Genomic DNA, 26,860 nt, shown 5'->3' with positions numbered 1-26,860 from the left:
GACGGATCGATGGTGGATCATGTGCTATGTCTATAGTGGATCTTACTGCTGTCATGTCCGCACCTGCCCGGGCTGTGCACGAATGTGCTGGCCGCGGGGTTGACGGTGCGGGTGTACGCCGGGCCCAGTAGCGTCGCCGCGCGGTGCCCGGACTGTTCGACCGTGTCCCGGCGGGTGCACAGCCGGTACGAACGACAGCTACTCGACGCGCCTGTCGCCGGGCGGGAGACCGTGCTGCACCTACGGGTACGGCGGTTCTTCTGCACCCCGACCGACTGGTACGCCGGATCTTCGCCGAGCAACTCGACGGTGTGACAGTACGCCACGGCCGGTTCAGCACACTGGCGCGCCACGGAATGGAAGCAGTCGCGTTGGCGTTGGGCGGGCGTGCCGGTGCCCGGCTGGCTGGACGGCTCGGGCCCCACGCGGGCCGGATGACGATGTTGCGGCTGATCCGCGCCGTGCCCGAGCCGCCTGTTCCCGCGCTGACCGTGTTGGGAGTGGACGACTTCGCCTGGCGGCGCGGCCAACACCTACGGCACGGTGTTGGTCGACATGGTCCGCGCCGGCCCGGGCCGCACATGACCGTGCAGCTCCGGCCTCCACCCCAGGACCATTGCCGACGAGGGCCTGTCATGCCCGGTAGCCGGATGTCAACCGACCGCGTGCGAGAGCAGCGCCGGGTCGGCGCGTAGCGCGCGAAGGCCCAGAGTTTCCTGGGGGATTCGTTCCCGCGAGTGGAGCAGTTGGGCGGTTGGCTCGCGCAGGTCTTCCGGCATCCACGCGTGCAGTACGGTGAGATCGCTGATGCCGGTGTTGGACCTGTCGGGACGAGGAACGCCGTGAGTGAGCAGCCAGCGGTACAGAGCGACCGCCGGGCGAAGTGGCGGTAGGTGGCGGTTGGACGCGGTGGCGGCGGCGTTGATGGCGATCCGCAGGCCCGCGACGTCAAGATCGCCAATGTAGTACAGGGCGGTCGGGGGTGGGTCGAGCAGTGTGGCGGCGGCGATGGAGACCGGGAACTGGTTGCCGCAGCCCCATCCGATATGTAGGTCTGGGCGGGCATCTGGGTCCAGTTCTCGGGCTGCGGTAAGCAGTGAGTGAAACGTCGCGTTGTTCTCTGCTACCAGGAGCCGGGTCTCGCCTGTGCCGGGAACGTGTTGGGAAGGGAAGGGGATCGGTGTCGGGTAGCAGGCGAGCAGGTCGAGGCTGAGAGCGCCGGTGGTGAACAGTCGTTTGGTTGTTTCGACAGCGAGGGCTTTTTCGTCGTCGAGGATCTCCAGCGAGCGTTCTTCGATGGGGACGGGGTCGGCGTCGGGGTTGTTCCGCAGCCAGGTGGCGATCCGGTCGAGCAGGGTGTGTTCGTCTGGGCGTGTGGCGATCGCGGCGGCGGCTTCGAGCGGTTGTGGCCAGACTCGCATCGCTGGTGCGGAGCGGGCGGGGCGGGGGTTCGCCGGCTTGGCAAGCCAGAGTGGCAGTGCCGGTTGGGTGCGGTAGTCCCAACCGGCACGGGTCTTGGGCAACACCACGAGACCGGCATCGGCGAGGTCGGTCAGCGCGGCGGCTAGCCGGGCTCGCCCTGTCGGGTCTCCCAGCAGCGTAGGGTCGGCGGCGGTCGCGTACCGCAGCAGGCCCTCCACGTCAATCTTGCTGCTCGAATGACTTGCGACGTAGCCGGAGATGACATCGGCGAGCCTGCTTGTCACTCGGACACCTCCGCTTCGACGCTGTCTACCCCGTTGTCGGCGGGTTCGTTGTGCGCGACGCGAACGCCGGTGATGAGTCGCAGGTCTGGCTGGCCGGCCGAGGTATCGTCCGGAACGATGTAGCGGCGGTTTCGGGTGCGGCCGGGTCGGTTGTCCAGTCGGATGACGTTGGGGAAGCGGGAGACGGCGTCCGGGTCCTTCACACCGGTGGTGTACACCAGTTGGACTTTGTGTGCGGTGGCGACCGCCCGCTGGAGGCGGACCAGGCTGCCGTGCGATGCCCGGCCGATGGGGTTGTCGAGCAGCAGGACGCCGCCGGAGCGGTCTCTGCGTCCTGCGTTCGCGGCGCGTAGCGCCGCGATTGTGCAGTAGAGCGCGACGCATACGGTCAGCTTCTCCCCGCCGGACCATTTGCCGAGCCTGCTGATGTCCTCGGTGGTGGCGACGAGGTCTAGGGTCGGCTTGAGCACTTTGACGGTGAATCCGCGGGCGCCGACCGCCTCGTGCACGGCGTTCTTGAGCAGCGGTAGCCCTTCCGGTTTGACTCCGTCGGCGATTCGCCGTTCGACCACGCGGTTGACGTACGTGCGCAGATCCGCGTCGCTGGCCGGTGCGTCGAAGGATATCCGCAGCATCTGTTTGCCGGACCAGCCGCCGGTTTGCGTGTCCACCCGCGAGTACCGTTCGGCTTTGCGCAGCGTGTCGAGTGTGTTCGACACAAGGCGGGCGAGGGAGTCGGTGACGATGGCCTGGTCTTTGGCGATTCCGGCCAGTTCCCCGTCGATCATGTTCGCGCGGAGTCTCAGTTGGTTGGCGAGCGTCTTCGCGTGCTGCGCCAGGGTCTCCTCGCCGTCGTGCAGGACGCGGTCTTTCGCCGGAGTGGTCACGCTCGGGTACCTTCCACCGATTGTCCGTAGGTTCCCGACCGCGTTGGCGCGGGCCACCGCCGCGTCGTGTGCACGTTGTTCGGCGGATCGGAGGCTCGCAACGACTGCCTGCTTTCGGGTCTTCGCGTCGCTGTCGCTGCCGGCGAATGGCGCTGCGGTCCAGCCGGTTGGGTCAGGGAGGCCGTCGGCAAGCAGCCCGAACGCAGTCACCTGATTGCGAAACTCGGTCTGCTTGTTGTGCAGGTCGGTGAGTTCTCGCTCCGCTTTTGTCCGTCGGTCAATGCAGGCTTGACCGATCTGGTCGTGTTCGTGGGCCAGCGCGTCGGCGTGGTCGGGCGTGGCCGGCTCGACTGGCAATGGGCGCCGAGGCGGGTCGGCACGCCGTGCCCGAATTTTTGTCAGCGCCGCGGAGTGTCGCTCGATGTCACCGGCTGCCCGGCCTTTGCGGCCGATCGCGTCCTTCTCCGTCTGCCGGGCGGCGGCCAGCGCGGCGACCCGGGTCGGCTTCGCCTGTCCATCGGCGGTGGCGAGCAGGGCAGCGGCGCGCTGCTGGACCTCGTCGGAGACCGCGGCAAGCGCCTGGGTCTCGTGGGCGAGCGCCTCAGTGAGGGTGCGTTCCCGTTCGGCGAGTACCGACTGTGAGGCTTGGATTTGCCAGGCGCGGGCGGCGTTTTGATGGCGGGCTCGCAGCGTGTCGAGGGAGACCGCCGAATCGTCGGCCAGGTCGGGTTCGGAGTCAAGGAACGTCAGGCCTGCGGTCTCGGTCCGGTAGCCGGTGGCGGTGTTGTGCTCAGCCTCGGCGAGCGCGCCCTGCTCGGTGGCGGTGTCGAGCGCGTCGTTCGCCTCCTCTGTGTGGCGCTCGGCCAGTCCGTGCGCGTCTGTCGACCGCGATTTGGCCACGGCGAGGTCTTCCCGCCATGTGGCGGCGGCCTGGACCTTTTTGATCAGTCCGGTCAAGCGGCTGCGGGCCTTGTCGATGTCGGAGATCTGGCCCTGCGTCCGTTGTTCGGTCGACGCGTCTGCCGCGTCGGCTTCGTCGAGTTCAGCAAGCTCGGTCTTGATCTTGCCGAGGGCAGTTTCGATATCGCCGAGGGTCTGGTCGAGGTCGTCGATGCGGTGGGTGAGACTGTCGAGGTGCCCGGTGGAGCAGTCGGCCAGGAACGTCGTGAAGTCACCGAGTAGCGTCCGGTCTGCCTCCCGGGCTGCGGTCAACCGAGACTGTTTTGCGTCGTATGTCTCGGCGCGGGATGTGACCAGCCTTACGGCGCTTTCGGCCGAGGAAGGATCAACCAATCCGCGCTGTAACCCGGTCCACACCGGATCGGTGCCGTCGATGCCCGTCTGGCTGGAATTGACGATCGCGGAGGCGGTGTGCGCCGTGTAGACACCGACGAGCGCGGTGGTCGCCGTGTCAACCCCGGCCAGCGCGGCCACGGCGGCGTCGGCCATGTCTGTGGGGATGACAAGGCCAACGCCGAGGCGCGCGAGGTTCGGATCCGTCACCGTGTCGACCAGGCGTGCGCCTGGTATCAAGGTGCGCAGATGTGCCCATCCTGTCTCGGCGGTGATCCCGTGTTCGCCCAACACGGTGTGAACGCGCTCGGCATCGAGCGTGGTGGGCAGCAGCCCGGTGCGGGCGTGGACGTCGAGGGTACGTTGATCGTCAACGCGTTCGGCTTCCAACCGGACCAGTGCCAGGTCAGTGCTGAGGATCGCATCGGATAGCCGGCGGGTAAGTGTGTCCGACTCGGCCCATAGATCGACAGGTGCGTCGTTGGTTGCCTCCGTCAGGTCGCGGAGGCGCTCGTGAGTGGCCAGCTTGTCGGCGCGCTCGCCGAGCGCGGCGCGTTCCTCGGCGAGCCGGGTGCGATCCCCGTCCAGCCGGACCTGCTCCGCGGTCAGCGCCGTGAGTCTGCCTGTCAGCTCGGTTCGAGCCGTAGGACGCTGCTCATCACGACGGCGTCGTATCTCGTCGAGAGTTTCAGTGAGCGTGCTGTGCTGCTCGGCGAGCATGACGTCGTGTGTGGCCGGGTCCGTGTGTTCGGTCGGCAGTACGCCATCTCGGGCGGCGTCGCGTAGGTCTGTGGTGAGCGACTCCAGCCGCGCGGTCGCTGTTGCCGCATCCTTGTCCGCGTCCGTAGCCGCCCGCCGGGCGTCGTTTGCCGCCTTGCGGTGCGCCTCTACCTCTGCCCTCGCGGTGTTGGCCGCTACGCTGGCCGCGTCGGCCTTGCTGTCGTGGACGTCAGCGAGCGCCAGCAGACGGGTGCGCAGGCGTGCGGCGTGCTCGTCGTGCTCGCGGCGTAGGGGCGCGGTACGCTCGCGTTCCGCGCTGGCCTCCTGCCGGTTGATGTCCAGCGCGTCTTTCAGGTCGGCTGTCGCCGCCAGGTGTTCGGCCGCCTCCCAGGCCGCGACGAGGCCGGCCGCGTCGCCTATGTCGGCCTCGGATGTGGTCAGCTGCGACTCGGCGATACCGACCCGCATCTGCGAGGCGCGTTCCTCGTACAGGTAGACGAACTCGTACGCCGTGCCGCTCTCGGTTATCGCCGCGGCGCGGCGTCTGTCGATGTCGTCGCGGTGGCCGGCGAGGATCTCAATCTGGTTGTGGGCTTGTGCGACGGTCGCGGCGAATGCGGCTGACAGCTTGGTCGCCTCGTCGGTCGCCTGCTGATGCGCGACCGCTGACGCACCGACTTCCTGTTGGCTCACGTTGATGCGGTCCAGTCCGGTTGCCGCGTCCAGGCAGAAGTCACGCTCGGCTGTCTTGGCCGGTTTGGTCGCGAGGAGGGAGGCGATCGAGGCCAGGCGATCGGCGACGCTGATCGCGTCGTCCGGGGCAACAGTGAGGTCGATGAGCAGGTCGATGAACTCGCGGGCCGAGGAGAACCTGAACAGGTCCTCCACGCCGCCTTCGACGTGGTTCATCTGCTTCTGGGTGCGAAACAGCGCCGGATCAAGGCCCCGGCTGGTCAGCGCGGCGGTCCACTCGTGTTGCCGATCCGTGTTGACGAAGTCCATGGCCTGCGGATAGGTCGCGGCGACCTCCTTCAGTGCGGCGAGGTAGGCGGCGCGGCGTCGTGGCGCGGCGGTCTCGTCGAGGATCGGCAGCCGGTCCAGGTCGAGCACACCCGGCACTGCGTAGAACGCGTAGAAGGTCGTGTCGAGCCGGTCTCGTGCCCGGTCCGCGTCGGCTGGGCGGCGCAAGTCGGTCCATTCGTAGACGACGCCGGTGATGAGGACGCGGTCCGGGGTGCCGTCCAGGGTCCGCGACGTGGCCGGATGCCACACGGCGATGGTGTGGGCGGTGTCGCCGCTGTCGACGTAGTCGGTCAGGCTGCGTTTGACGGCACGCCCCATGAAGTCGACCGCCCGCGGCAGCAACAGCGTGTAGAACAGCGACAGCAACGAGGACTTGCCGCCGCCGTTGCGCAGCCACACGACCGTGTCCGCCGGACCCTTGGTGACCCCACGCGGAGCGGTGAGGTCGAGGGTGACGTCGGTGAACCGGGCGGATCGTTCACCGATCGAGTGCAGCCGGAACGCGGCCAGGTGGTAGGTCACGACTCCTCCACGCTGTTCTCGGAAGATTGCTGGGCAGAGGTAGCTGGGCGGGTAGGCCTGCGGCGGGCGAGGTCGGCAAGGAATGTGTATGCCGGTTCGCTGGCCATGTCCTTGACCTGGATGCGGAACCGCTCGGTGAGCATCCAGGTTCCGCCGGTGCTGTCGGCGCGGGCCATGCCCTGCTCGACGAGCCAGCCAAGGATGTTGCGGACCCAGTACAGCGTGCACTTGGGTGACAGTCGTCCGGATGCGCGGCCTTTGTCGCCGACGAGGGTGGAGGGCATCTCGTGGTAGACCCGCCATGCCTCGTCCAGACCGTCGTCCGGGACGGGTTCGCCGGCGGCATCCCGGACCTGCATCTGCTCGCACGCCGAGCGCAGCCACTGTTCGAACTCGACGTCTGGGATACGTCGAATTCGTTCATCCTCAAGGTCGGGCGGGGTGGGATACGCGTAGGCGGCGGCGCCGACCAGGACGAGCCCGGCCATCAGACGGCCGGTGCGGGTTGCCGCGTTCGGCATGTCCGAGACGCGGAACGCGAACGGCGACTCGGGGCTGACGCCGAGGACCAATCCGAAGTCCGCGTCGGACAGGACGCGGGCGTGCAGTCCGTGCAGGACCGCGTCGGTAGCGATACGGAAGTCGGATTCTGTGCGGTACCGGGCGAGCACCCGGCGGTACTCCTGACTGCGTCCGGGCCGCTGGGTGGGCTGCAGGGCGTACGCGAGCAGGGTCCCGATGTCGGTGTGATCGTTCTGCGTCAGCGTCATGCCGTCCCCTGCACGGATGAGTGATGGTCAGTGACTGCTGGTGGATTGGCGGTCGCCAAGGCGTCGGGGTGCGGGGCGATGATCAGGTCATCGCCATCCCACCCGGACAGATCGAGCCTCAGCTCATCGGCGTCGGCCACCGCCCGCGGCCCCAGGATCCGAGCGGTGAGATCGACCGACGCTGTATGCCCTGCGTCGGAATCCTCTGGAGCGAAGCACAACAGCGCGGCAAGGGCGAGGATCTCCGCTGTCCGCCGCCGATCGGAGCCGCTGCTCAGGTCGGGCGCGGTAAGAGCATCGGCGAGCAACGCCGATAGCCGGGCGGGCAGCCCGGTCCTGGCCACGACCCGGCGTGCGGCGTCCACGATGTCCGGCCCGATCGTCGGTGGATCTGGATCTCCCGCCTCATCGTCGTCGTCAAGATCGTGGTCGTCGTCTGACACTTCTCGGACCGCCCACAGGTCGTAGACAAGCCGGTACATCCGCGGCAGCTTCGGAGGCCGCGGACCAGTGATGTCGGACAACCACCGCCCGGTCACCACCAGCGTCGTCTCAGTATCCAGACCGAGCAGCGGCGTGAAGATCTCCCGACCGATGTCGGGCAAGTGACCATCCGCCGGCGGCCGGAACGCCTGCCTGTCCTGTTCCTCCAGGAAGACGCTGCGCGCGGTAATGACCTGCCGGTGCAAGGCATCGTGACGCCGCGAGCATTCCGTGAGCAGTCCGGCGATCCGGGCCGCTGCCGCCGTCACCTGCTGGTCCTCGGAGTCCAGCGATTCACGGACCTTGGTAATCAGCCGGTGCTCGGACTCCATCCTCGCCGCGATGTGTTGGCGGGCCGCCTCTAGCCGTTCCGGGACGACGGTTGCCCACTTTTGCAGGACGGTGCGCAGGTCGCGGCGGGTGTTCTTGATCAACTCGTTGAGGTCCTCAGCGAGCGAGACAGACAGCAGTCGTGCCCGGACCGCAGCCCTCTCCGCGGCGTCAAACGCGCCCTTCGCCAGCTGCCGCTCCAGCAGGATCTCGTTGGCGACCTGCTCGTCTTCGACATCGAACTCAAGGCCGCCCACCAGCGCGTTGATCGCGTCCCGGGTGGCATTGAGCACCACGTCACCACGGACGGGGTCTTCTCGCTCGATCAGCAGCCGGAACTGCACCTGCCGCTGCTGGTGCGTTCCGGCTTCGCCGGTGAAGTCGCTGATGCGGTAGGTGAACGGCGCTTCCCGCTCACCTCTGTTCAGCAGCGCATCCAGCGTGAACTCAGCGACCCGACGGTGCTCGAACGCGGGCTGGCCCGGCGCGGCGCGCCGGGCCAGCATAGTCAGTCCACCTACGACATCTTCATAGGTCGCTTCCTCGTCGAAGCCCTGCTGCGCGATGACCAGGTCGATCGCCGTAAGCGCCAACGTGGAGACGTCGTACGTAGCCTCCGGCCAGCCTTGCCGAGACGCAGCGACAATGGCGTCGCTGATAGGTCGAGACCGCATCAGCACCGCGACCCGCGCCGGGAAAGTACGGTCGAATACCGACAGATCGCTCATCCCGGCCGGCGCGGGCGCCGTCGAGGCACCCGGCGGGTCGAACAGCATGTCCACCACGCCCCTCTCAAACACGCTTCCTGCCGTTCGTACGGTAACCGCACGTGCCGACGAATCCACTGCTTGTCGTCGGTAGCTTCGACGACCGAGTGACGTACGACCGCGTCTCTATGTCGTTGGACTGACCCACGCGCTGTGCGCTGTGACGTATGGGTGCTTGAGCGCCGTAGGATAGCGCCGGATCGAAGGACTGGCGGGCGACTTCGAGACGGATAGGGGAGCATGGATGGTGCCGTGGCAGCCCCTGCGGGCCGATGACCCGACGGAGTGCGGGGGTTTTCGGCTGACTCATCGCCTCGGTCAGGGCGGGTTCGGCACCGTCTTTCTCGGCTTTCGGTCCGACATCGACGAACCGGCCGCCGTGAAGATCTTCAGCTCGCAGTATGCGAGTTCGCACCTGTGGCGGCAGCGGTTCCGTCGTGAGATTGAGCTGATCAAGACCATGGCGGGCCTGCATACGGCCGCGTTGTTGGACTCTGGTGGCGGGGACGAACCGCCCTGGTTGGCCACGCGGTACGTCCACGCTCCGTCGTTGGACCGATTGGTGCACCAGTATGGGGCATTTGAGGTGTTGCCTGCGTGGTGGCTGGCGACGGGGTTGGGCGAGGCGCTGGCTGAGATCCACGCGAAGGGGATCCTGCACCGTGATCTGAAGCCGCAGAACATCCTGGTGGAGCAGTCCGGGATCAAGGTCATCGACTTTGGGATCTCCCGGTTCACCACGGGGGCTGGGATCACCGTTGAGCCGAGATTTTTCGGGTCCGATCAGTACTGCGCGAATGAGCACCTGCTGGATCCGCGGGCGGCGACCGAGAAGTCGGACGTCTTCGCCCTGGGTGCGGTGCTGGTCTGGGTGATGACCGGGCGGACGCCGTTCCAGGACGTCATGCACCACGAGCGGTTGGCGGGGGCCCCGCCGAACCTGGACCGGGTGCCGGACCAGCTGTATGAGCTGGTCGAGTCTTGCCTGGCGGTTCATCCGGACCATCGCCCGACGGCGTTGACGGTGTTCCGGACCGCGCTGGACCACCTGACGGACTTCGCCGTGCCGTTGGCGAGCGAGGCTGGGTTGCCGTTGCCGGTGGAGATCCGCGACTTCGTGGAGCAGTGGGCGGCCGAGCCGGTGCCTGTACCGGAACATGTGTTGGCGACGACCGGAGGAGGTGGAGCCACGAGTGACTCCGGCGGCGCGGATGTCGGGGCAGGCGGCGGCGAGTCGAAGGCCGATCCTGGGCCGGAGCGGCGACGGTCGGCGAAGGGGATCTTCGGCAGCGACTGGGTCGCCCGGTGGCACGACGCGGCAGATCGCCGTCGGGATAGCTACGGAAGGTAGCGTGACCGGATGTTCATGTACGGGATGAGTGAATGAGCGAGCCGATCGTGGGTGCGGATCAGGGCGACAGGCGTCAGTTCGCCTCGGGGATGACGGTGCTGGTCCGCGATGAGGAGTGGCTGGTCACCGAGGTTAGCCACACCCAGGATGGTGTGCGGCTGGTGGTGACCGGGACCTCTCCGCTGGTGCGTGATCAGACGGCGGTCTTCTTCCACCGTCCCGGCAGCCTGGACGCGGTGGAGCCGCTGCTCGCGGAGGACACCCAGCTCATCCATGACACGTCGCCCGGGTTCCGCCGCTCCCGGTTGTTCATCGAGGCACTGTTGCGTAAGACGCCACTGCCGCAGGGAGAACGGCGGTTGGCGACCGCCGGCACGCACCTGGCCGACGATCTGCTGTATCAGCGGGAGCCGGCGAAGCGGGCGTTCGCGAACCTGCGACCTCGGCTGCTGATCGCCGACGCGGTGGGGCTCGGCAAGACTCTGGAGATCGGGCTGCTGCTCTCGGAGCTGATCCGGCGGGGGCGTGGGGATCGGATCCTGGTGGTAACGCCACGGCACATCCTGGAGCAGTTCCAGCACGAGCTGTGGACCCGCTTCGCGATCGGGCTGGTCCGCTTGGACTCCACCGGGGTTGCCCGGATGCAGCGGCAACTGCCCGCGGGGCGGAACCCGTTCGACTACTACCAGCGGGTGATCGCCTCGATCGACACGTTGAAAAGTGCCCGATACCGGGAGCAGTTGCGTCGGGTGCAGTGGGACGCCGTTGTCATGGACGAGTCGCACAAGCTGATCAGCAAGACGGCGTTGAACAACCAGCTTGCCCGGGTGCTCGCGCCGACGACTCATGCGTTCATCTTGGCCTCGGCCACCCCGCACAACGGCGACGACGAGTCGTTCAACGAGCTGATCAGCCTGATCGACCCGACGTCCATCGTCGATGTCAAGAAGCGCGCCACCCGGGATCAGCTGGCGCACCTGTATGTGCGCCGCCACAAGATGAGTCCGGACGTGGCCGCCCAGTTGGGTACCGAGTGGGCCGAGCGCGCCAAGCCCCAGTTCGTCGACTGCTGGGCAACCCCGCCGGAGGAGGCGGTCCTCGATGAGCTGTACTCGACCTGGATCACCCCGCCGCCGGGCCAGTCGGCTCCGGTCACGGGCAAGGGCAGCCGGCTGTTCCCCGTGACGCTACTCAAGGCATTTCTCTCCTCCCACGAAGCGTTGCTGGAGACCGTCGCCGGTCGCCTCGACCGGCATAAGTCCAACCCGGAACGTTCCGCCGAGGCTGTAGCCCTGCGGCGCCTCGGCGAGCTGGCCAGGCAGGTGACCGACGGCGACTCCGCTAAGCTCGCCGCGCTGGTCCGGGTCCTCACGCAGCTCGGTGTTGGGCCGAAGTCGCCGACTCGGGTGGTGGTCTTCTCCGAGCGGCGTAAGACGATCGACTGGCTCTACCGGCAGCTTCCGGCCCGGCTGGGGTTCATCCAGCATGACGCGGCAGGGCAGGGCGAGAAGGGTGTCACCGGCCCGGTGCGGATTCTGCACGGCAGTCAGTCCGACGAGGCCCAGCAGCGCATCGTCAAGGACTTCGCGCTGGAAGGCAGCGATGTGCGGATCCTGCTGACCAGCGACGTCGCCGCGGAGGGAGTCAACCTGCATCGCCAGTGCCACGAGCTGATCCACTACGACATCCCGTGGTCGCTGATTACCATCGAACAGCGCAACGGCCGGATCGACCGCTACGGGCAGCGCGTTTCCCCCCAGATCAGGGTGCTGCTACACCGGTCGGCGAACCCGGCCCATGAGGCCGACGAATCGGTGTCGAGGAAGCTGACGGACAAGGAGGACACCGCGCACCGCACCCTGGGAGAGGCCGCCGCGCTGATGGGTCTGCGTGACGAGCAGTCCGAGGAGACCAGCGTCGAGGAGGCGTTCCTCGCCGGCCGCGACATCGACGAGATCGTGCCTGACGAGCCGACAGACGCCGACGACATCTTCATGGCCGGCGGCGGGTTCGACCAGGACGGGCAAGACGCCGGGTTCGCCGCCGGCGTCCAACCCGATGACACGGTACGTCAGCCCAGGCTGTTCGGATCCACCCGTGAGTTCGTCGAAGACGCCTTCGCCGAGGCGTACCAGAACCCGGCGGAGGCCATCGGTCTGACCTGGCTGGACGCCACCGACTACCCGGACACCTTCGAGTTCGAGCTCAACCGCGACGGAAACCGCCTGGCGGACCTGCAGCGACGCCTCAAGGTCCTACCGCAGTCCTACCTGGACGAACGGCGGATCCTGGAACGGATGACGCTCACCTTCTCCCCAGACGTCGCCAAGGCCCGCCTGGAGTTGGCGCGCAGGCACAGCGGCGAGCGCCCCAAACGCCGCGGTGCGGCGACCCGTGAGCAGAAATTCGCCGAGTCCGGTTGGCCAGACATGTCCTACCTCACCGACCAGCACCCCGTCACCGAATGGCTGGTCGACAAGGTCCTCGCCCGCAAGTCCGCGGACACCACCCAAGCCAGGCGCCTGACCGCGCCGGTCATCGCCGCCAAAGTCACCGCGCCCGTGTTCCTCGTCAACGCCCGATACTCGAACAAACAGGGCAAACCGACGGTGCTGGCTTGGCTGGCCCTGCACTGCGGGGAGAACGGAATGCACGTCGACGAGCGGGAGTTCATCCAGGTGCTCCACGACGCGAAGGTCAACCGAGAGATGCGGATGAGCGCGGTCGGCGACCTCACCGGATTACGGTCACTCGTGCCGCAGGCCGTCGAGACCGCCCGCGCCGAAATGCGCCGCCGGCTGGCCGCCGAAGAGGACAACCTGATGGCCCCGCTCACCGAGTACGCCGACCAACTGCACCGTTGGGAGGCCGCGACCGGCGCCCGCTATGAGCAGCTCACCCTCACCGTCGTCCGAAACCGCGCCGAGCAACGGGTACGGCACACGGTGACCAAGGTCAAGGAACTGATCGACGAACTCTCCACCGACGGCGAACCGATGATCCGCATCGTCGGAGTACTCGTCCCCGAGAGCGTGTGAGGCAGGCCATGGCGTTCAACTCGATCACCAACTATGGCGAGTACATCTCCGACCACTACCTGACCTCGCTGCTGAAGAATGACCTCGAAGGGCTGCGGAAACGCTGGAGGGACGCGCAGAAGACCAGTGCGGCCAGCGGGGCACCGGTCGCCGAGGTGCCGGCCAGCTCCGCGCAGGGCATCAAGGCCCTGGGCCAGCACTTCTTCACCCGACGCAACCAGATCACCGAACAGCTCGGGGAGACCCCCACCGTCGAAGCGCTCACCGACCCGCGGATCGTCGAACAGGTCCGCGACCTCAACGACGCGGTGCTACGGGCACTCGCGTTCAACGCCCCCGCCACCGACGAATCACCGTCGACAGCGTGGCTGCGCCACACCACCCTGGATGTGGTCCAACTCGACCAACACCGCCAGGTTCCCGTCGCGCTCGCTGTCACAGGAGCGGGGGGCCTGGAACTCGTCGCTCTGGACGCCACCTGGGCCGACGACGCCGAAGGCATCGTCGACGCAATTGGCGGCTGCCGTCTGCTGTCCCCGATCAAACTCGATGGCGACGACGGGATGGAGCACGCCGGCAAGGCCATCGAGTTCCTGTTCGCCTGCGAAGATCCACCCCGGTACGTGCTGCTGCTGGCCGGCAACGTCGTGCTCCTCGCCGACCGCGGAGCCTGGCCCCGGGGATATCTCGCGGTCAACCTGACCCAGGCGCTACACACCAAGGACGACACGCCGGGTGGTGAGCTGGAGACCATCGCCGCCCTCTTCGGCGCCGAATCGCTGCTCACCTTCGACGGCCAGAGCGCCCTGGCCGCCCTGGTCGACCAGAGCTACAAACACTCGGTCAAGGTCTCCAAGGAGCTACGGGAGGCGCTGCGCCAGTCCGTCGAACTGATCGCCCAGGAGATCCTCAACCGGATCCGCGAGCAGGGCGCCGACCCCGACGACCTGGGCGACACCCTCGCCCGCCGCCTGACCGAGCAGTCGCTGCGCTACCTCTACCGCATCCTGTTCCTGCTCTACGCCGAGGCCCGGCCAGAGCTGGGCATCCTGCCCAGCAGAAACGAGGCATACAAACAAGGCTACGGGCTGGCGAGGCTCGCCGACACCGTCAGCTACGACCTGCCGGAGGAGGCAGAGGAGGGCCTGTACTTCCACCACTGCCTGAGCCTGCTGTTCACGCTCGTCGACGAGGGGCACCGCCGGCACCGCCCGGACGAGGTCCCCGTCTACGACGAGGACGGCAACGAAGTCGCCGTCGACACTGACGGCATCCGGTTCGAGGCGCTGAAGTCGGACCTGTTCCATCCCGAGCGCACCGAGCTGATCGGGCAGCGAGTACGGGTCGGGCAGCACACCGTCGACACACGGCTGCGCAACAAGTGTCTCTGGCAGGTTCTCAACCTGCTCATGCTTACCCCAGAGCAGACCGGGCGCGGTCGGGGGCAGGGACGCTCCTCGGGTCAGCGGGGCTTCATCTCCTACGCCCAGCTCGGCATCAACCAGCTCGGCGCCGTGTACGAGGGGCTGATGTCCTACACCGGGTTCTTCGCCCCCGAGGACGTCTACGAGGTCGCCAAGACCATCAAAGCCACCGGGAAGACCGCCGACGGGGAGGACAAAGAGAAGGCAGACCCGTCCAAGGGCACCTGGATCGTCCCGGTCCGCCAGGCCAGCGACTACCACCCGAAGTACTTCGTGTTGCGAACCAACCCGATCACCGGCGACCTGGAGCGGGTCGTCCACCGTAAGGGTTCGTTCGTCTACCGGCTCTCCGGGCGGGAACGGCAACGCTCCGCCTCCTACTACACCCCCGAAGTCCTCACCCAGTGCACCGTCAAACACGCCCTCGCCGAACTACTCACCGACGAGACGACCGCCCGGGACATCCTCGACCTCACCATCTGCGAGCCGGCGCTTGGCTCCGGGGCGTTCCTCAACGAGGCCATCAACCAACTCGCCGACGCCTACCTCGACCGAGCCCAGCACGAACGCGGCGAGAAGCTCCTGCCAGACCAGCGGGAAATCGAACGGCAGAAGGTCAAGGCATACCTTGCCCTGCACAACTGCTACGGCGTCGACCTCAACGCCACCGCCGTCGAGCTGGCCGAGGTTTCGATCTGGCTCAACGTCATGCACGAGAAGCTCGAAGCCCCCTGGTTCGGCCTGCACCTGAGACGAGGAAACTCCCTCATCGGTGCCCGCCGCGCCGTCTACCGCACCGAACTGTTGAAGCGCGGTGCCTGGCGAACCACCCCACCGACCGACCGGCCGATGGCCTGCGACGCCGATGGCCAGGTCATCGACCGCCTCACCGACGACGAGATCCACCACTTTTTGCTGCCCGCCGAGGGCTGGGGCGCTGTGGTCGACGCCCTCCAGGCCAGGGAACTCGTACCGGACGAGCGCGAAGCACTGAGGAAGTGGCGCCAGGCGATCCGCACCCTGCCCAGCGACAAGAAGACCAAGGACCGACTCCTAGCGCTAGCCCGGCGGGTCGAACGCCTGTGGGAGCTGACCCGAAAGCGGATCGCCATCTCCGAGCAGGAGATCCGCCGCACCATCGACGTCTGGGGCCTCGACCCCACCCGGCCGCTGCCGCAGCCAGCGTCCGGCGTGGTCAGCCGAGACGAGATCACCAAGGCGTTGTACGAGGACCGCGAATCCCCTTACAACCGCCTGAAGACCGTCATGGATGCCTGGTGCGCCCTATGGTTCTGGCCCGTCGGCCAGGGCACCGACATCGCCCCACCGACACTCGACGAATGGCTCTCCTTCTGCGAAGCCGTTCTCGGCATCCAGCCGCCAAAGGCCGACCGAAGCAACCCGAGAAAGCGAGATTCCCATGCGGGGCTAGACGATCCACTCGGTCTCTTTGGTGCAGATAAGGAATTTCATCAGCTCGCCGTCGAGGACAACCTTGATCGGTCTTTTGCTCATTGTATGGCGATGAAGGAAATTGCGGTCGACCGACGCTTTGGCTGGTGGGCAGTTCTCGATGAGATCGCTAACCGGGAGGGCTTCTTCCATTGGGAGCTCGGTTTTGCTCAAATCTTCGCCAGAGGCGGCTTCGACCTCCAAGTTGGTAACCCTCCTTGGGTGCGGCCAGTCTGGGACGATAAACTCGCCCTCTCCGAGTTCGAGCCTTGGTTCTCCCTTCAAGACAAGATTCCTGAGGCTGCGTTCAACCGCCGTCGTGGGGAAGTCCTTGCTGATGTAGCGACGACTCGCGGATACCTAGCCGACCTGAACTCTTGGGCGGGCTTGAATGAACAACTGGGATCCTCGGTCGAGCATCGGATTCTCTCGGGCATACAAACTAATCTCTATACGAACTTCATCGAGAGAACGTGGCGCAGCATGCGGGCGGATGGAATCTGCGCTCTCATTCACGAGGAACAGCATTTTGCTGATCCTGCCGGCGGCGAATTTCGTGCAGAGATTTACCCTCGGCTACGTCGTCATTTTCAATTCGGTAACAATGTCCTCCTCTTTGAGGAGGTCAATAATAATCGAAAGTTTGGCATCAACGTCTACGGCTCGCCGCGCAGTATCAAATTCGTTCAGATGGCTAGACTTATCCACCCGAGTATGATCGATGGCTCGATCGACTATAAAGGTGACATAGACGCACCCGTTCCTGGGATCCAGAACCCCTCTGGCGGGTGGGACACGAGACCACATTGGTCTCGTGTTATTAGCGTTACAGCTTCGACTCTCCGGGACTGGGCCGCATTCGCCGACCCCGAAGGAACCCCTGCGGGTCAGGCCCGAGGATTGCGCCCCTTGACTGTGGATGACAACGAGGCAATACGAACAATAAGTCAATTTCCTCGCAGACTTGGCTTTAGTCCGTACTGGTGGACGCGTGGAATCGAGGAAGGTGTCGCGCGCAAGCGAAACGCGATTGCGGAAAAGTCCTCCTTTCCTGATGGTTGGGATGACGCGATCCTTCAGGGGCCACACTTCACGGTTGGTACGCCATTTGCAAAGCAGCCAAACGAGGGCTGCCGTAGCAATAAGGACTACGCCGAGTGGGATCTCGTCTCGTTGCCGGAGACTGTTATCCCTAGGACAAATCATATGCGCATCTGCGATCCTGCCGAATTTACTTCAATGCAGCGAATGTGGGGCGATAGGCCGGCCTCCCATTACTGGCGCGTGGCGTGGCGCAAGCGGGTTGATCCGGGAACTGAGCGGACTCACCATGCGGCGTTACTGCTTCCCGGCCCAACGCATGTCCATACGGTTTGTACTCTAGCAATGGAGAGCACTCGCAAGACTGCAACCACCGCCGGACTCTGGGCGTCACTTCCGTTCGACTTCATTTGTAAGGTATCAGGTAAAGAGGACATCCAGATGGATGTGGCTCTGCAGTTTCCGGCGCCACTGGCGCATGTGTTGACGCGGCCATTGTTGTTGCGGACGTTGCGGTTGAACTGTTTGACACGGGACTACGCGCCGTTGTGGGAGGGATTGTTCGACGAGGCGTGGTTGGCTGACCGATGGGCGGATCCGGCGTTGGGCCGCACACTGTTGGGTGGGATCGGGCCGGGATGGGCGACGTCCACACCGTTGCGGACCGACTATGATCGTCGCCTCGCTTTGGTGGAGCTTGACGCCCTTGTTGCGCTGATGCTGGGGTTGACCGCCGAGCAGCTCTGCGCGATGTATCGGTCGCAGTTCGCGGTGTTGCGCAAGTACGAGTGGGAGATGTTCTTCGCGCCTGATGGGCACAAGATCGGTGCGGAGACCCACAATCGTGGGGTTCGGCAGACGGAGGCTGAGGCGGCGATCGTGAAGGCGTGGAAGAAGGCGGAGCTGACAGGTGCGCCGGGGCCGGAGATCCCGGCCGGTTGGGTGAAGCCTGATCGGGAGGCGGAGATGACCCGCGCCTATGAGGAGTTTCAGCGTCGGTTGGATGCCGGGGAGTATCCGGATGTGGTAGAGCCGTGATCCCGTCGTTGGCGGTTGAGGATCTTAAGGGCAGCCTGGTTCAGTATCTGACGACGGCGTTCGCCCTGGCTGACGATGATGTCCACGATGTGTTGGAGTCGTTTCTCAACGACGAGCGCACGGGTGTGTTTCGCGGGCCGTATCTGCGGGTGCGGCCGGGGTTCAAGCCGGCGACCGGCATCTATCGTCGTGTTCTGGACTGGTTTCCTGCTGGGTTTGAGCCGTTCCTGCATCAGGAGAGGGCGTGGCTGCGGTTGTCGTCGAAGGGGCAGCTGCCCAAGCCCACGATCGTTACCACTGGGACTGGTTCGGGCAAGACGGAGTCGTTTCTGATTCCGGTGCTTGACCATTGCCGCCGGGCTCGGGCGCAGGGTCAGCGTGGGGTGAAGGCGCTGCTGCTGTATCCGATGAACGCGCTCGCCGATGACCAGGCTCGGCGGATCGACGAGCTGCTGAGCGGCGATCCGGCGTTGCGGGACGTGACGGCGGGGATCTATATCGGTGGCGGCCGTATGGGCGGCGACGAGGATGGCAGCCCCAGCTCGTACGCGCGGGATTTCGGCTCGTCGAGTCTGGATGATGACCTGTCGGTTAGCCGGGTGCTGCGGGATCGGGAGGAGATTCGGGAGAACCCGCCGGACATCTTGTTGACCAACTACAAGATGCTGGACCTGTTGTTGCAGCGAGGCCCGGATCTGCCGCTGTGGCAGGAGCGGTCGCTGCGGTATGTCGTTCTTGATGAGTTCCACACCTACGACGGCGCGCAGGGCACGGACGTGGCGATGCTGCTGCGCCGGTTGGGGGCGGCAACGAGGTTGGCCGAGCGGGGCAGGCCACTGGGGCAGATCACGCCCGTCGCGACCTCGGCGACCCTCGCCAGCGACGGGGCCGCGGACCCAGGGCTAGGTGAGCACTCGGCCGAGGCCGATCGAGACAAGCTGCTGACCTTCGCCAAACAGGTGTTCGGGGTGAAGTTCGACCTAGACGCCCTGATCGGTGAGGACCGGCTGACATCGGAGGAGTTCTGCGGGGAGATCGACTTCGAGCTGCCGTTTCCGACCCCGGAGCGGCTGGCGGCCATCGCTGATCCGCTGGGGAACCCGGCCGACCTCGACGAGGTGGCGCGGATGACGGTCGGGATCGACGCGCGGGACCCGGTGGCGTTGGGTGAGCGGCTGCGCCATCACATCCTGGTGAAGGCGCTGCTGGAGTCGGCGGCCCACGCGCCGTTGACGATCGGGCAGATCGCGAAGCCGTTCGCGGTGCACGGCGGTGGGCGGGCGTGGGCGCCGTCGCGGACGGACGCGCCGAAGCCGGAGTTCGCTGCGGCGTTGATGCGGCTGCTGGCTCTGGTCTCGGTCGCGCGCACCGCGGATCGGGAGGGCAGGCTGCGTCCGCTGATGAAGGTGGAGGCGCAACTGTGGGTGCGGGAGATTCGGCGGGTGATCCGAGCGGCCACCTACGAGCCGCACTTTCGTTGGTTCGATGATGATGGGCCGACCGGGGACAGCCGACCCAACTGGTTGAACCTGGCCGTGTACCGGTCGAACGACCGCGACGCTGCGGCCGAGGACCCGGACACCGACACGTCGGCGCCGCCCCCGGCGGCACTGCGCTGCCACCTGCCCGCGGTGTACTGCCGGCACTGTGGCCAGTCCGGGTGGGCGGCGCTGTCGAAGGACGCCGCGTTGGACTGGCGGGACCTGAGGACCCGCCCGCTGGAGATCTACCGGGCGGCCGGCCGCCGCGAGAGCCGGATCCGGTGGATGATGCGGGCCAGCGAGCACGATCCGCATGTGCTGCACCTGGACGGGGAAGGCCGCCAGTTGCTGGCGAACCCGACCGACCGGACGGTGCCGGTCATCACGGTGGTGGGGGCGGTCCCGCAGGGCGACGACGACACCTGCCCGTCCTGCGGTCTGGACGACGGGATGCGGTTCCTCGGTGCGGGGACCGCGACCCTGGCGTCGGTGACCACGACGCAGTTGTTCTCGGAGCGACACCTCGCCGATGGCGAGCGCAAGCTGTTGGCGTTCACCGACGCGGTCCAGGACGCCACCCACCGGGCCGGGTTCATCGCCCACCGTTCGTTCGGTTTCACGTTTCGCGGCCTGCTGACGGCCAACCTGCGCGCTGACGTACCGGTGGCGGTACATGACCTGGCTATGGACGCGGCCGAGTCGGCGGTGGCCGAACATGAGAAGACCTCCGACCGGGATCGGTTGGCGTCGTTGATCCCACCGGACCTGCGGGAGAACCCTGAGGTACTGCGCCTGCTCGACGGGGAGCTGGTGACCAGCGCGATGGAGATGCTGCAGGATCGGCTGGTGTTTCAGACCCAGCTGGAGTTCGGGCTGCGGTCGCGCATTGGTCGCACCCTGGAGCTCACCCGCACCGCCGCCGTCGACATCCACATCCCGGATCCGGATGAACTGGTCACTGAGTTGAAGAACGCGCACCGGCGAATCCCGGGAACGGTGACGCTCCCAGCCGACGAACGGGCCTACCTCGGGTATGCCCGAGGACTGTTGGAGCGGATGCGGCTACGCGGCGCGATCTTCCATCCGTGGCTTGACCTGTATGTGGGGCAGGCCGGTGCACGCCGGTGGCCGATCTGGGGTGGGCGCCCCACCGGCATGCCAGCCTTTCCCCGAGGGCTGGCCGCCCCGATTTTCATGATCAATGGAGGGCATGGGGACACCGGGTTCGACAACCTGGCCCGGGGGCGTACGGCGACCTGGCTGACCGACTGGGCGCAGCGCACCGTCACCGGTAGTCCGGATGAGGCCGCGCGGTTGAACACCCTGGCGTTCGCGGTCTTCGCCCAGCAGGGTCTGGTCGACACGCGGTACGCGGGCAACGGCGCCACCGTGTACGCGTTGACGCCTAGGCGGATTCAGGTGCATTCGCTGGTCCACGGTGAGGCGGCCGAGGAGGTGGCCGCGTACGGGGTGCGGTGCTCGGAGTGCACCTGGCGGCAGACCGTCGCTCCGGGGTCGTTGCAGGCGTGGGTGGGGATGCCGTGCCTGCGGTTCCGGTGCCCTGGCCGGTTCGTCCAGGACGTCCGTACCCGGTCAGGTGACGACTTCTACCGGCGGCTGTATCACCGAGACCGCCCCGGCGACGTGCTCACCGCCGAGCACACCGGGGCGCTGAGCAAACCCAAGCGGCAGCAGGTCGAACGATCCTTCAAACACCGCACCCACCCCTTTGATCCGAACGTGCTCACCTGCACGCCCACCTTGGAGCTGGGCATCGACATCGGCGACTTGTCGGCGGTGCTGCTGACCTCGATGCCCCCGGGGCCGGCGCACTACGCCCAGCGCATCGGCCGGGCTGGGCGGGCAACAGGCAACGCTCTGGTGATGGCGTTCGTGCCGCGGCGGGCCCGTAACCAGTACTACCTGCACCGGCCGGCGGCGATGCTGGCCGGGCGGATCGTGCCACCGGCCTGCTACCTGGACGCGGTGGAGATCCTGCGTCGGCACTATCTGGCGTACCTGTTCGACCGGGCGGCAGACCGCTCGCTCTGGGACGGCACCGCCGCGCCGGGCGCGCCGATGCCGAGGTGGATCGGGGAGCTGTTCCAGTCGGGCCTGGACGATGCGGGAGGATGGCTCCGCCGGCTGCTCGATGTGTCCGCCGCTCGACACGGTGTGCTGTCGGCCGCGTTCATCGCGTTGTTCCCGGACATTGGCGATGATGCCCGCCGCGCGGTTGAGAAGTTCGCGGAAGAGGGGATCGAGGTCGAGGTCGGTAAGGCGGTCAGTGCGTGGCGGCGGCGGCGTGAGGAGTTGCAGCAGCGGCTGGCTGGTATCAACGCCGCGTTCGATGCGATTCCCATCGACACCACTGACTCCGACCGCCGCGACGACCGGCGGGCTCTGTTCGCCGAGCTGAAGGCGGTCCGGCGCAGACTGGACAGTCTGGTCAAGGAGAACTCGGTCAACGCGTTGGTGCGGCTCGGGTTGCTGCCCAACTACACCCTGCATGATGACCCGACGTGGTTGGACGCGGCACTGTGGTGGAAGGATCCCGACGGGGAGTTCCAGGAGACCGAGACCGAGTACGGCCGGGGCGCGGGTTTGGCCCTGACCGAGCTGGCGCCAGGTAACACTTTCCACGCCGACGGGTCGAAGTACATCATCGACGGCCTGGACGTCGGCACCCCACAACGGGCCGCCTACACGACGTGGCGGTTCTGCCGGGCCTGTGGGTATGTGCTGACCGAAGGCGCCGAGGTGGTGCTGCAACGCTGCCCCCGGTGCAAGGACGGGGGAATCGCCGACCGGGCCGCCTCCGCCCGGCAGGTGCTGGTGCCCGAACGCACCCGGGCCCGTGAACGCCGCGAGGACGCGCGGATCACCGACGACCGCGACGAGCGCGACCGGCGGCGGTACGTGACAGTGACGCTCGTGGATATCGACCCGCTGCAGCCCCAAGGGCTGCGGGCGTGGCGCAACGCCAACCGGTTCTTCGGGGTGGAGTTCGCCCGGGAAGCGGTGATCCGGGAGGTGAACTTCGGCCCAGACGGGGTGCCCGGCTCGGACTTCGACATCGCAGGCCACACGGTAAAGACCCCAGGCTTCCATGCCTGCCGATACTGCGGCGCGGTGCAGGGAGTGCATCCGCAGGCGTACGACCGGCAGGCCCGCCGGATCGGCACCCGTCACGCCCGGTGGTGCCCGCAGCGTGAGCTGGGTGTGCACCGGGAGGACACCGTCACCCTGGCCACCGGACACGAGCTGCGCACCCACGCGTTACGGCTGCTGCTGCCGTTCTCCACGACGCTGGTACCCAAACGAGCGGTATCGTTCCAGGCCGCGCTGATGGTGGGGATCACCAAATACTTCGGTGGCGAACCCGACCACCTGCGGGCGGTCATGGCCACCATGCCCGGCGACGACCGGGACACACCCCGACAGTTCCTCGTCTTGCATGACACCATGCCTGGCGGCACCGGCTACCTGGAGAACCTCGCCAACGCCGACGCGATGGAGCAGGTCCTGCGACTGGCGCTCACGCACATCCAGAGCTGCCCATGCGGCAAGGAGGACCGCCAGCCCTGCCACCGCTGCCTGCTGCCATTCGTCGCCTCCAGCCAGCACGAACTGGTCTCCAAGGAGACCGCGGCCGAACTACTCACCGGGATCCTGGAGGGTTGGCAGCCTGAGGAGATTCGGACCCTCGCCGACATCCAGATCGACGCCCTAGCCGACAGCGAGTTGGAGCGGCTGTTCGTGGAGACGCTACGGGCCAAAGCCGACAAGTCCCAGGACGATCCGGCGGCGCGCGACCGGTTCTCGCTGGTATCCCGCGCCGGCTCCCGAGGGGTGGAGTTCGAGCTGAAGCTCAAACCCGAGCACGGTCCAGCGGTGCGGTGGCGGATGCGCGACCATGTGGTGCAGGGCGGCGCGGTGCGGAGCGAACCCGACTACCTGCTGACCGCCGACAACGGGACGAAAATCGCGATCTTCCTCGACGGCTACACCTTCCACGCCAGCGCCGACAACAACGAAATCGCCGCCGACGCCGCCAAACGCGCGTCGCTACGCGACGACGGCACCTTGGTGTGGCAGCTGACCTGGGACGACGTCCGATCCTGGGCTGCCTGCGTCGAGAAGAGCCTCGACGCCCAAGCCCCCCGTCCGGTACTGCTGACCGATCGTGCCCTAACCAAGGCCCGCGACCACTACTTCACCCACACGCTGAAGGAGAACCACGCCGCCGGGCCACTGGACATCGCCCTGGCCAACCCGGTCGAGGCACTGCTGTCGTTCCTGGAAAGCCCCGACCCGCACACATGGGCCCGGCGCGCGGTCTCACTGCTGGCCGGACTAACCACGATGGGTGCGGCCGGGCCGGTCGACCGGACGGCCATCGCCGACCGGCTCCCCGGCCTCGTCACCGGCGACGCCACGATGCCCGGGGCACCCGCGGGTCAGGCCGAAGCGGTGGGGCTGGTCGCGGCTACCCCAGCTGGCTGCCGCATCGTGGGCATCCGCGACAACCGCCGAACCAGGCTGGGCAGACAGGACCCGATGGCCTGGTCGGTGTTCGCGTGCCTCGACGACCGGCCCACCGCCCTGGCCGACCAGGAGCACCGGGACCGGTGGGCGCAGTGGCTGGCCTGGTCAAACCTGCTGCAGTTCATCGCCGGCCCCGGCAGCTACTTCGAACAGACCGCCTGGTCGCAGTCCGCGCTTGTCGACCCCCACCGGGTGCCGGTACTCGCCGCCAACCTGCCAGCGGCAGCCGAACCCACGCTGCCCGCACCCTGGGCCGACGCGATCGACCTGTCCTCGCCGCTGGTGGAACACCTCCTGACCGCGCTGGCCCACGCACGCGCACCCCTGCCCCAAATCGGCTACGAACTCGGCGACGAGGCATGGATGGTCGAGTTGGCCTGGCCCGACGCACGGATCGGCGTCGCCGTCGACGACAACGTCGAACGGGACGACGCCTACGCCCACGCCGGCTGGCGCATCCACCACGCCGGCCCCGACGCCGAACCAGAGATCACGGAACTGATCAGAGAGTTGGAGTCAGCGCGTGGCTAAGGTCAACGTCCTGTTCGCGGACACCTTCGACAAGGCGTACCAGAACCTCGACGCCACCATCCAACGCCGCGTCGTCGACTTCATGCTCAAGCTCCGCAAGGACCCCGACGCCGCCGGCCTGAACCTCAAGCAGCCACACGGCGCCCACGACAAGCGGGTCTGGACCGCGCGAGTCAACGACAACTTCCGGGCCGTGCTGTGGCGACCCGACCACACCACCTTCTACCTGGCCAGCATCAAACCCCACGACGACGCCTACACCTACGCCGCCCAGACCGTGTGGAACGTCAACAAGGTCACCGGTGGGGTGGAGTTCTACGATCACGGTGCCATCCAGGAGGTCCTGCTCCGTACCGGAGACAGCCTGCCCGCCGCCCGCGATCGCCCAGGCTTCTTCGATCAGGTCTCCGACGCCGACTTTGCCCGGCTCGGCATCGCATCGACACTCACGCCGACCCTGCGGGAGATCCGCACCGAGGACGCGCTGCTCGGCATCGCCGAGCAGGTACCCAAACTCGCCAGCCAGGTCATCCTCGCCCTAGCCGACGGCAGAACCACCGACGAGGTCTGGGCGGACATCGTCACCCAATCCGAGGCCGACGACACGGTCGACCCCGACGACGTGGCCGCGGCCACCGAGCGACCCGCCACCCGCGAATCCTTCGCCGTCGTCACCGACGACTCCGAGGAACTGGAGCGGATGCTCCTCAAACCCATGTCCGAATGGCGGATCTTCCTGCACCCCCAGCAACGCCGGCTGGCCTACCGCGCCAAGCCCTACAACGGTCCGGCCCGCGTCTCCGGCGGACCAGGTACCGGCAAGACCGTCGTCGCCCTGCACCGGGTCAAGGCCCTAGCCGCCGACATCCCCTCAGGGGCCGGCCGGAAGATCCTCCTGACGACCTACACGAACGCGCTTTCCGACCTGCTGCACCGGCTTCTCGACGACCTCGGCGGACCAGACCTGACCGCCAAGGTCGACGTACTCAACATCGACAAATTGGTCCGCGACGTCCTCCGCAACGACGCCGAATCCCAGTGGGTCAACGTGGAAATCCTCGGCGACGCGGCCATCGCCGCCCGATGGAACGACGTCATCACAGGGCTGTCCACGAACGGCTCTTTTGACAGGCCCTTTCTGATCAGCGAATGGGAACAGGTCGTGCTCGCCCAGAACATCCGAACCCGCGAGGAGTACTTCTCCGCGCGCCGCTCCGGACGAGGACGCCGCCTCACCCGATCCGACCGCGCCACCGTCTGGTCACTGATCCAGGAGTTCGAACGTCGCCTCGACCGCGACCAGGCCCTCGGATTCAAGCAGGCCGCCGTCCGCGCAGGAGACGCTACCGCGAACTGGACTGACGCCGACCGCCCCTACCAGCACGTGATCGTCGACGAGGCCCAAGACCTGCACGCCGCCCACTGGACCCTGCTACGCGCCATGGTTCCCGCCGGCCCCGACGACCTGTTCATCGTCGGAGACGCCTTCCAACGCATCTACGACAACCGGATCACCCTCGGCAAACTCGGCATCGACATCCGAGGCCGGTCCCACCGCCTGACGCTGAACTACCGCACCACCCGACAAATCCTCAGCGCCGCGATCAACGTCATCGACCCCGACGGCTACGACGACCTCGACGGTGGCTCCGACAGCCTGCGAGGCTACCGATCCATCCTCCGCGGCGGAACACCCGAAGTCGCCGGATACACCTCACCAACAGCGGAGATGGCGGCGCTGGCCGACCGAATCCGACGCTGGCACAGCGGCGGCATCCCGCTCGACGAAATCGCCGTCATCGCCCGCACCAACGCCACGGCAACCACGGCTGTCACCGCACTACAGGCAGCCGGCCTGGACGCGACACTCGCCAGATCGGGGCAGACAACCGCGCCGGAGAAAGGCATCCAGGCGATGACCATGCACCGGGCAAAGGGCCTGGAATTCCGAGCCGTCGCGATCATCGGCGCCAGTACCCGGAACCTGCCCCTCCCCGCCGCCGTCACCCCAGCCGAAACCGACTACCTCGACCACCAACGAGACATCCAACGTGAACGATCCCTGCTGTTCGTCTCGGCCACCCGCGCTCGCGAAGCACTCTCCATCACCTGGTCGGGCCAACCCAGCCACTTCCTTACCGGACTTGTCCGGACTGTCACGGGCGGATCTGCAGGACTCGGCGGGTGACATCCGCACCGGAACAGTCGATCAGCACCCCCCCCCGGCTGACCGAACGCCTGCGCGAGGTCGGCGTCCAGGCGCGCCAGGACCGCAACACCGCACTGTTCGCTCTCGCCGGAGAGGTCCCCGCCGTGCTCCTGGCCCGGATGCTCGCCATCCACGTCACCATCGCGGTGCAATCAACGCGCCGCTGCCGGCGACTGGACCACCTACACACCGACATCGCCCACCGCCAGCACATCACGCCGCCGCCAACAGAGTGATCCATCCGGT

General features: G+C 66.9%; 11 protein-coding genes. 7 read left to right on the top strand and 4 right to left on the bottom strand.

Translation table 11 applies throughout. The features are described from left to right. Positions 1-84: 84 nt before the first annotated feature. Positions 85-315 carry a transposase family protein gene (locus tag EDC02_RS40615; protein WP_370461605.1) on the top strand — a complete coding sequence of 77 codons (231 nt, stop codon included), beginning with the start codon at positions 85-87 and terminating at the stop codon, positions 313-315. A 338-nt stretch (positions 316-653) separates the two neighbouring features. Here the strand turns inward: EDC02_RS40615 and EDC02_RS37475 are convergent, their stop codons facing one another. From EDC02_RS37475 to EDC02_RS37460, 4 genes are all read right to left on the bottom strand, one after another. Further along, positions 654-1,706, bottom strand: a complete 1,053-nt coding sequence (locus tag EDC02_RS37475) for a hypothetical protein (protein WP_148083795.1) — start codon at positions 1,704-1,706, stop codon at positions 654-656. Beyond that, positions 1,703-6,028 (bottom strand): hypothetical protein, encoded by a 4,326-nt coding sequence (locus EDC02_RS37470; RefSeq protein ID WP_148083794.1) that lies wholly within the window; start codon positions 6,026-6,028, stop codon positions 1,703-1,705. The genes EDC02_RS37475 and EDC02_RS37470 overlap by 4 nt, the downstream gene beginning before the upstream one ends. 119 nt (positions 6,029-6,147) lie before the next feature. Continuing rightward, positions 6,148-6,921 (bottom strand): hypothetical protein, encoded by a 774-nt coding sequence (locus EDC02_RS37465; protein WP_123606806.1) that lies wholly within the window; start codon positions 6,919-6,921, stop codon positions 6,148-6,150. Further along, entirely contained in the window at positions 6,918-8,516 is a 1,599-nt protein-coding gene (locus EDC02_RS37460; protein ID WP_148083793.1) for a hypothetical protein, read from the bottom strand. The genes EDC02_RS37465 and EDC02_RS37460 overlap by 4 nt, the downstream gene beginning before the upstream one ends. A 229-nt stretch (positions 8,517-8,745) precedes the next feature. On the opposite strand from EDC02_RS37460, the gene EDC02_RS37455 reads away from it, so the two are divergent. Genes EDC02_RS37455 through EDC02_RS37430 form a run of 6 tightly spaced genes read left to right on the top strand, consistent with a single transcriptional unit; the run spans position 8,746 to position 26,850 of the window. Continuing rightward, the gene (locus tag EDC02_RS37455; protein WP_123606804.1) at positions 8,746-9,852 is read left to right on the top strand and encodes a serine/threonine-protein kinase; all 1,107 of its coding nucleotides are present in this window, start codon (positions 8,746-8,748) and stop codon (positions 9,850-9,852) included. A gap of 32 nt (positions 9,853-9,884) precedes the next feature. Further along, positions 9,885-12,890 (top strand): helicase-related protein, encoded by a 3,006-nt coding sequence (locus tag EDC02_RS37450; protein ID WP_233606636.1) that lies wholly within the window; start codon positions 9,885-9,887, stop codon positions 12,888-12,890. A gap of 8 nt (positions 12,891-12,898) precedes the next feature. Beyond that, on the top strand, positions 12,899-17,845 hold the full coding sequence (locus EDC02_RS37445) for a type II restriction endonuclease subunit M (protein ID WP_123607458.1): 4,947 nt from the start codon (positions 12,899-12,901) through the stop codon (positions 17,843-17,845). Continuing rightward, a complete protein-coding gene (locus tag EDC02_RS37440; protein ID WP_123606803.1) occupies positions 17,842-24,405 on the top strand; it encodes a DEAD/DEAH box helicase in 6,564 nt (2,187 codons plus the stop codon). The genes EDC02_RS37445 and EDC02_RS37440 overlap by 4 nt, the downstream gene beginning before the upstream one ends. Beyond that, positions 24,398-26,593 (top strand): UvrD-helicase domain-containing protein, encoded by a 2,196-nt coding sequence (locus EDC02_RS37435; protein ID WP_123606802.1) that lies wholly within the window; start codon positions 24,398-24,400, stop codon positions 26,591-26,593. The genes EDC02_RS37440 and EDC02_RS37435 overlap by 8 nt, the downstream gene beginning before the upstream one ends. Then, the gene (locus tag EDC02_RS37430; RefSeq protein WP_199758059.1) at positions 26,590-26,850 is read left to right on the top strand and encodes a hypothetical protein; all 261 of its coding nucleotides are present in this window, start codon (positions 26,590-26,592) and stop codon (positions 26,848-26,850) included. The genes EDC02_RS37435 and EDC02_RS37430 overlap by 4 nt, the downstream gene beginning before the upstream one ends. The last annotated feature ends 10 nt before the right edge of the window (positions 26,851-26,860 follow it).

Source organism: Micromonospora sp. Llam0, assembly GCF_003751085.1.
Classification (GTDB): domain Bacteria; phylum Actinomycetota; class Actinomycetes; order Mycobacteriales; family Micromonosporaceae; genus Micromonospora_E.
Note: the sequence above shows the minus strand (reverse complement) of the source record. Positions and strands in the feature narration are given on the sequence as shown.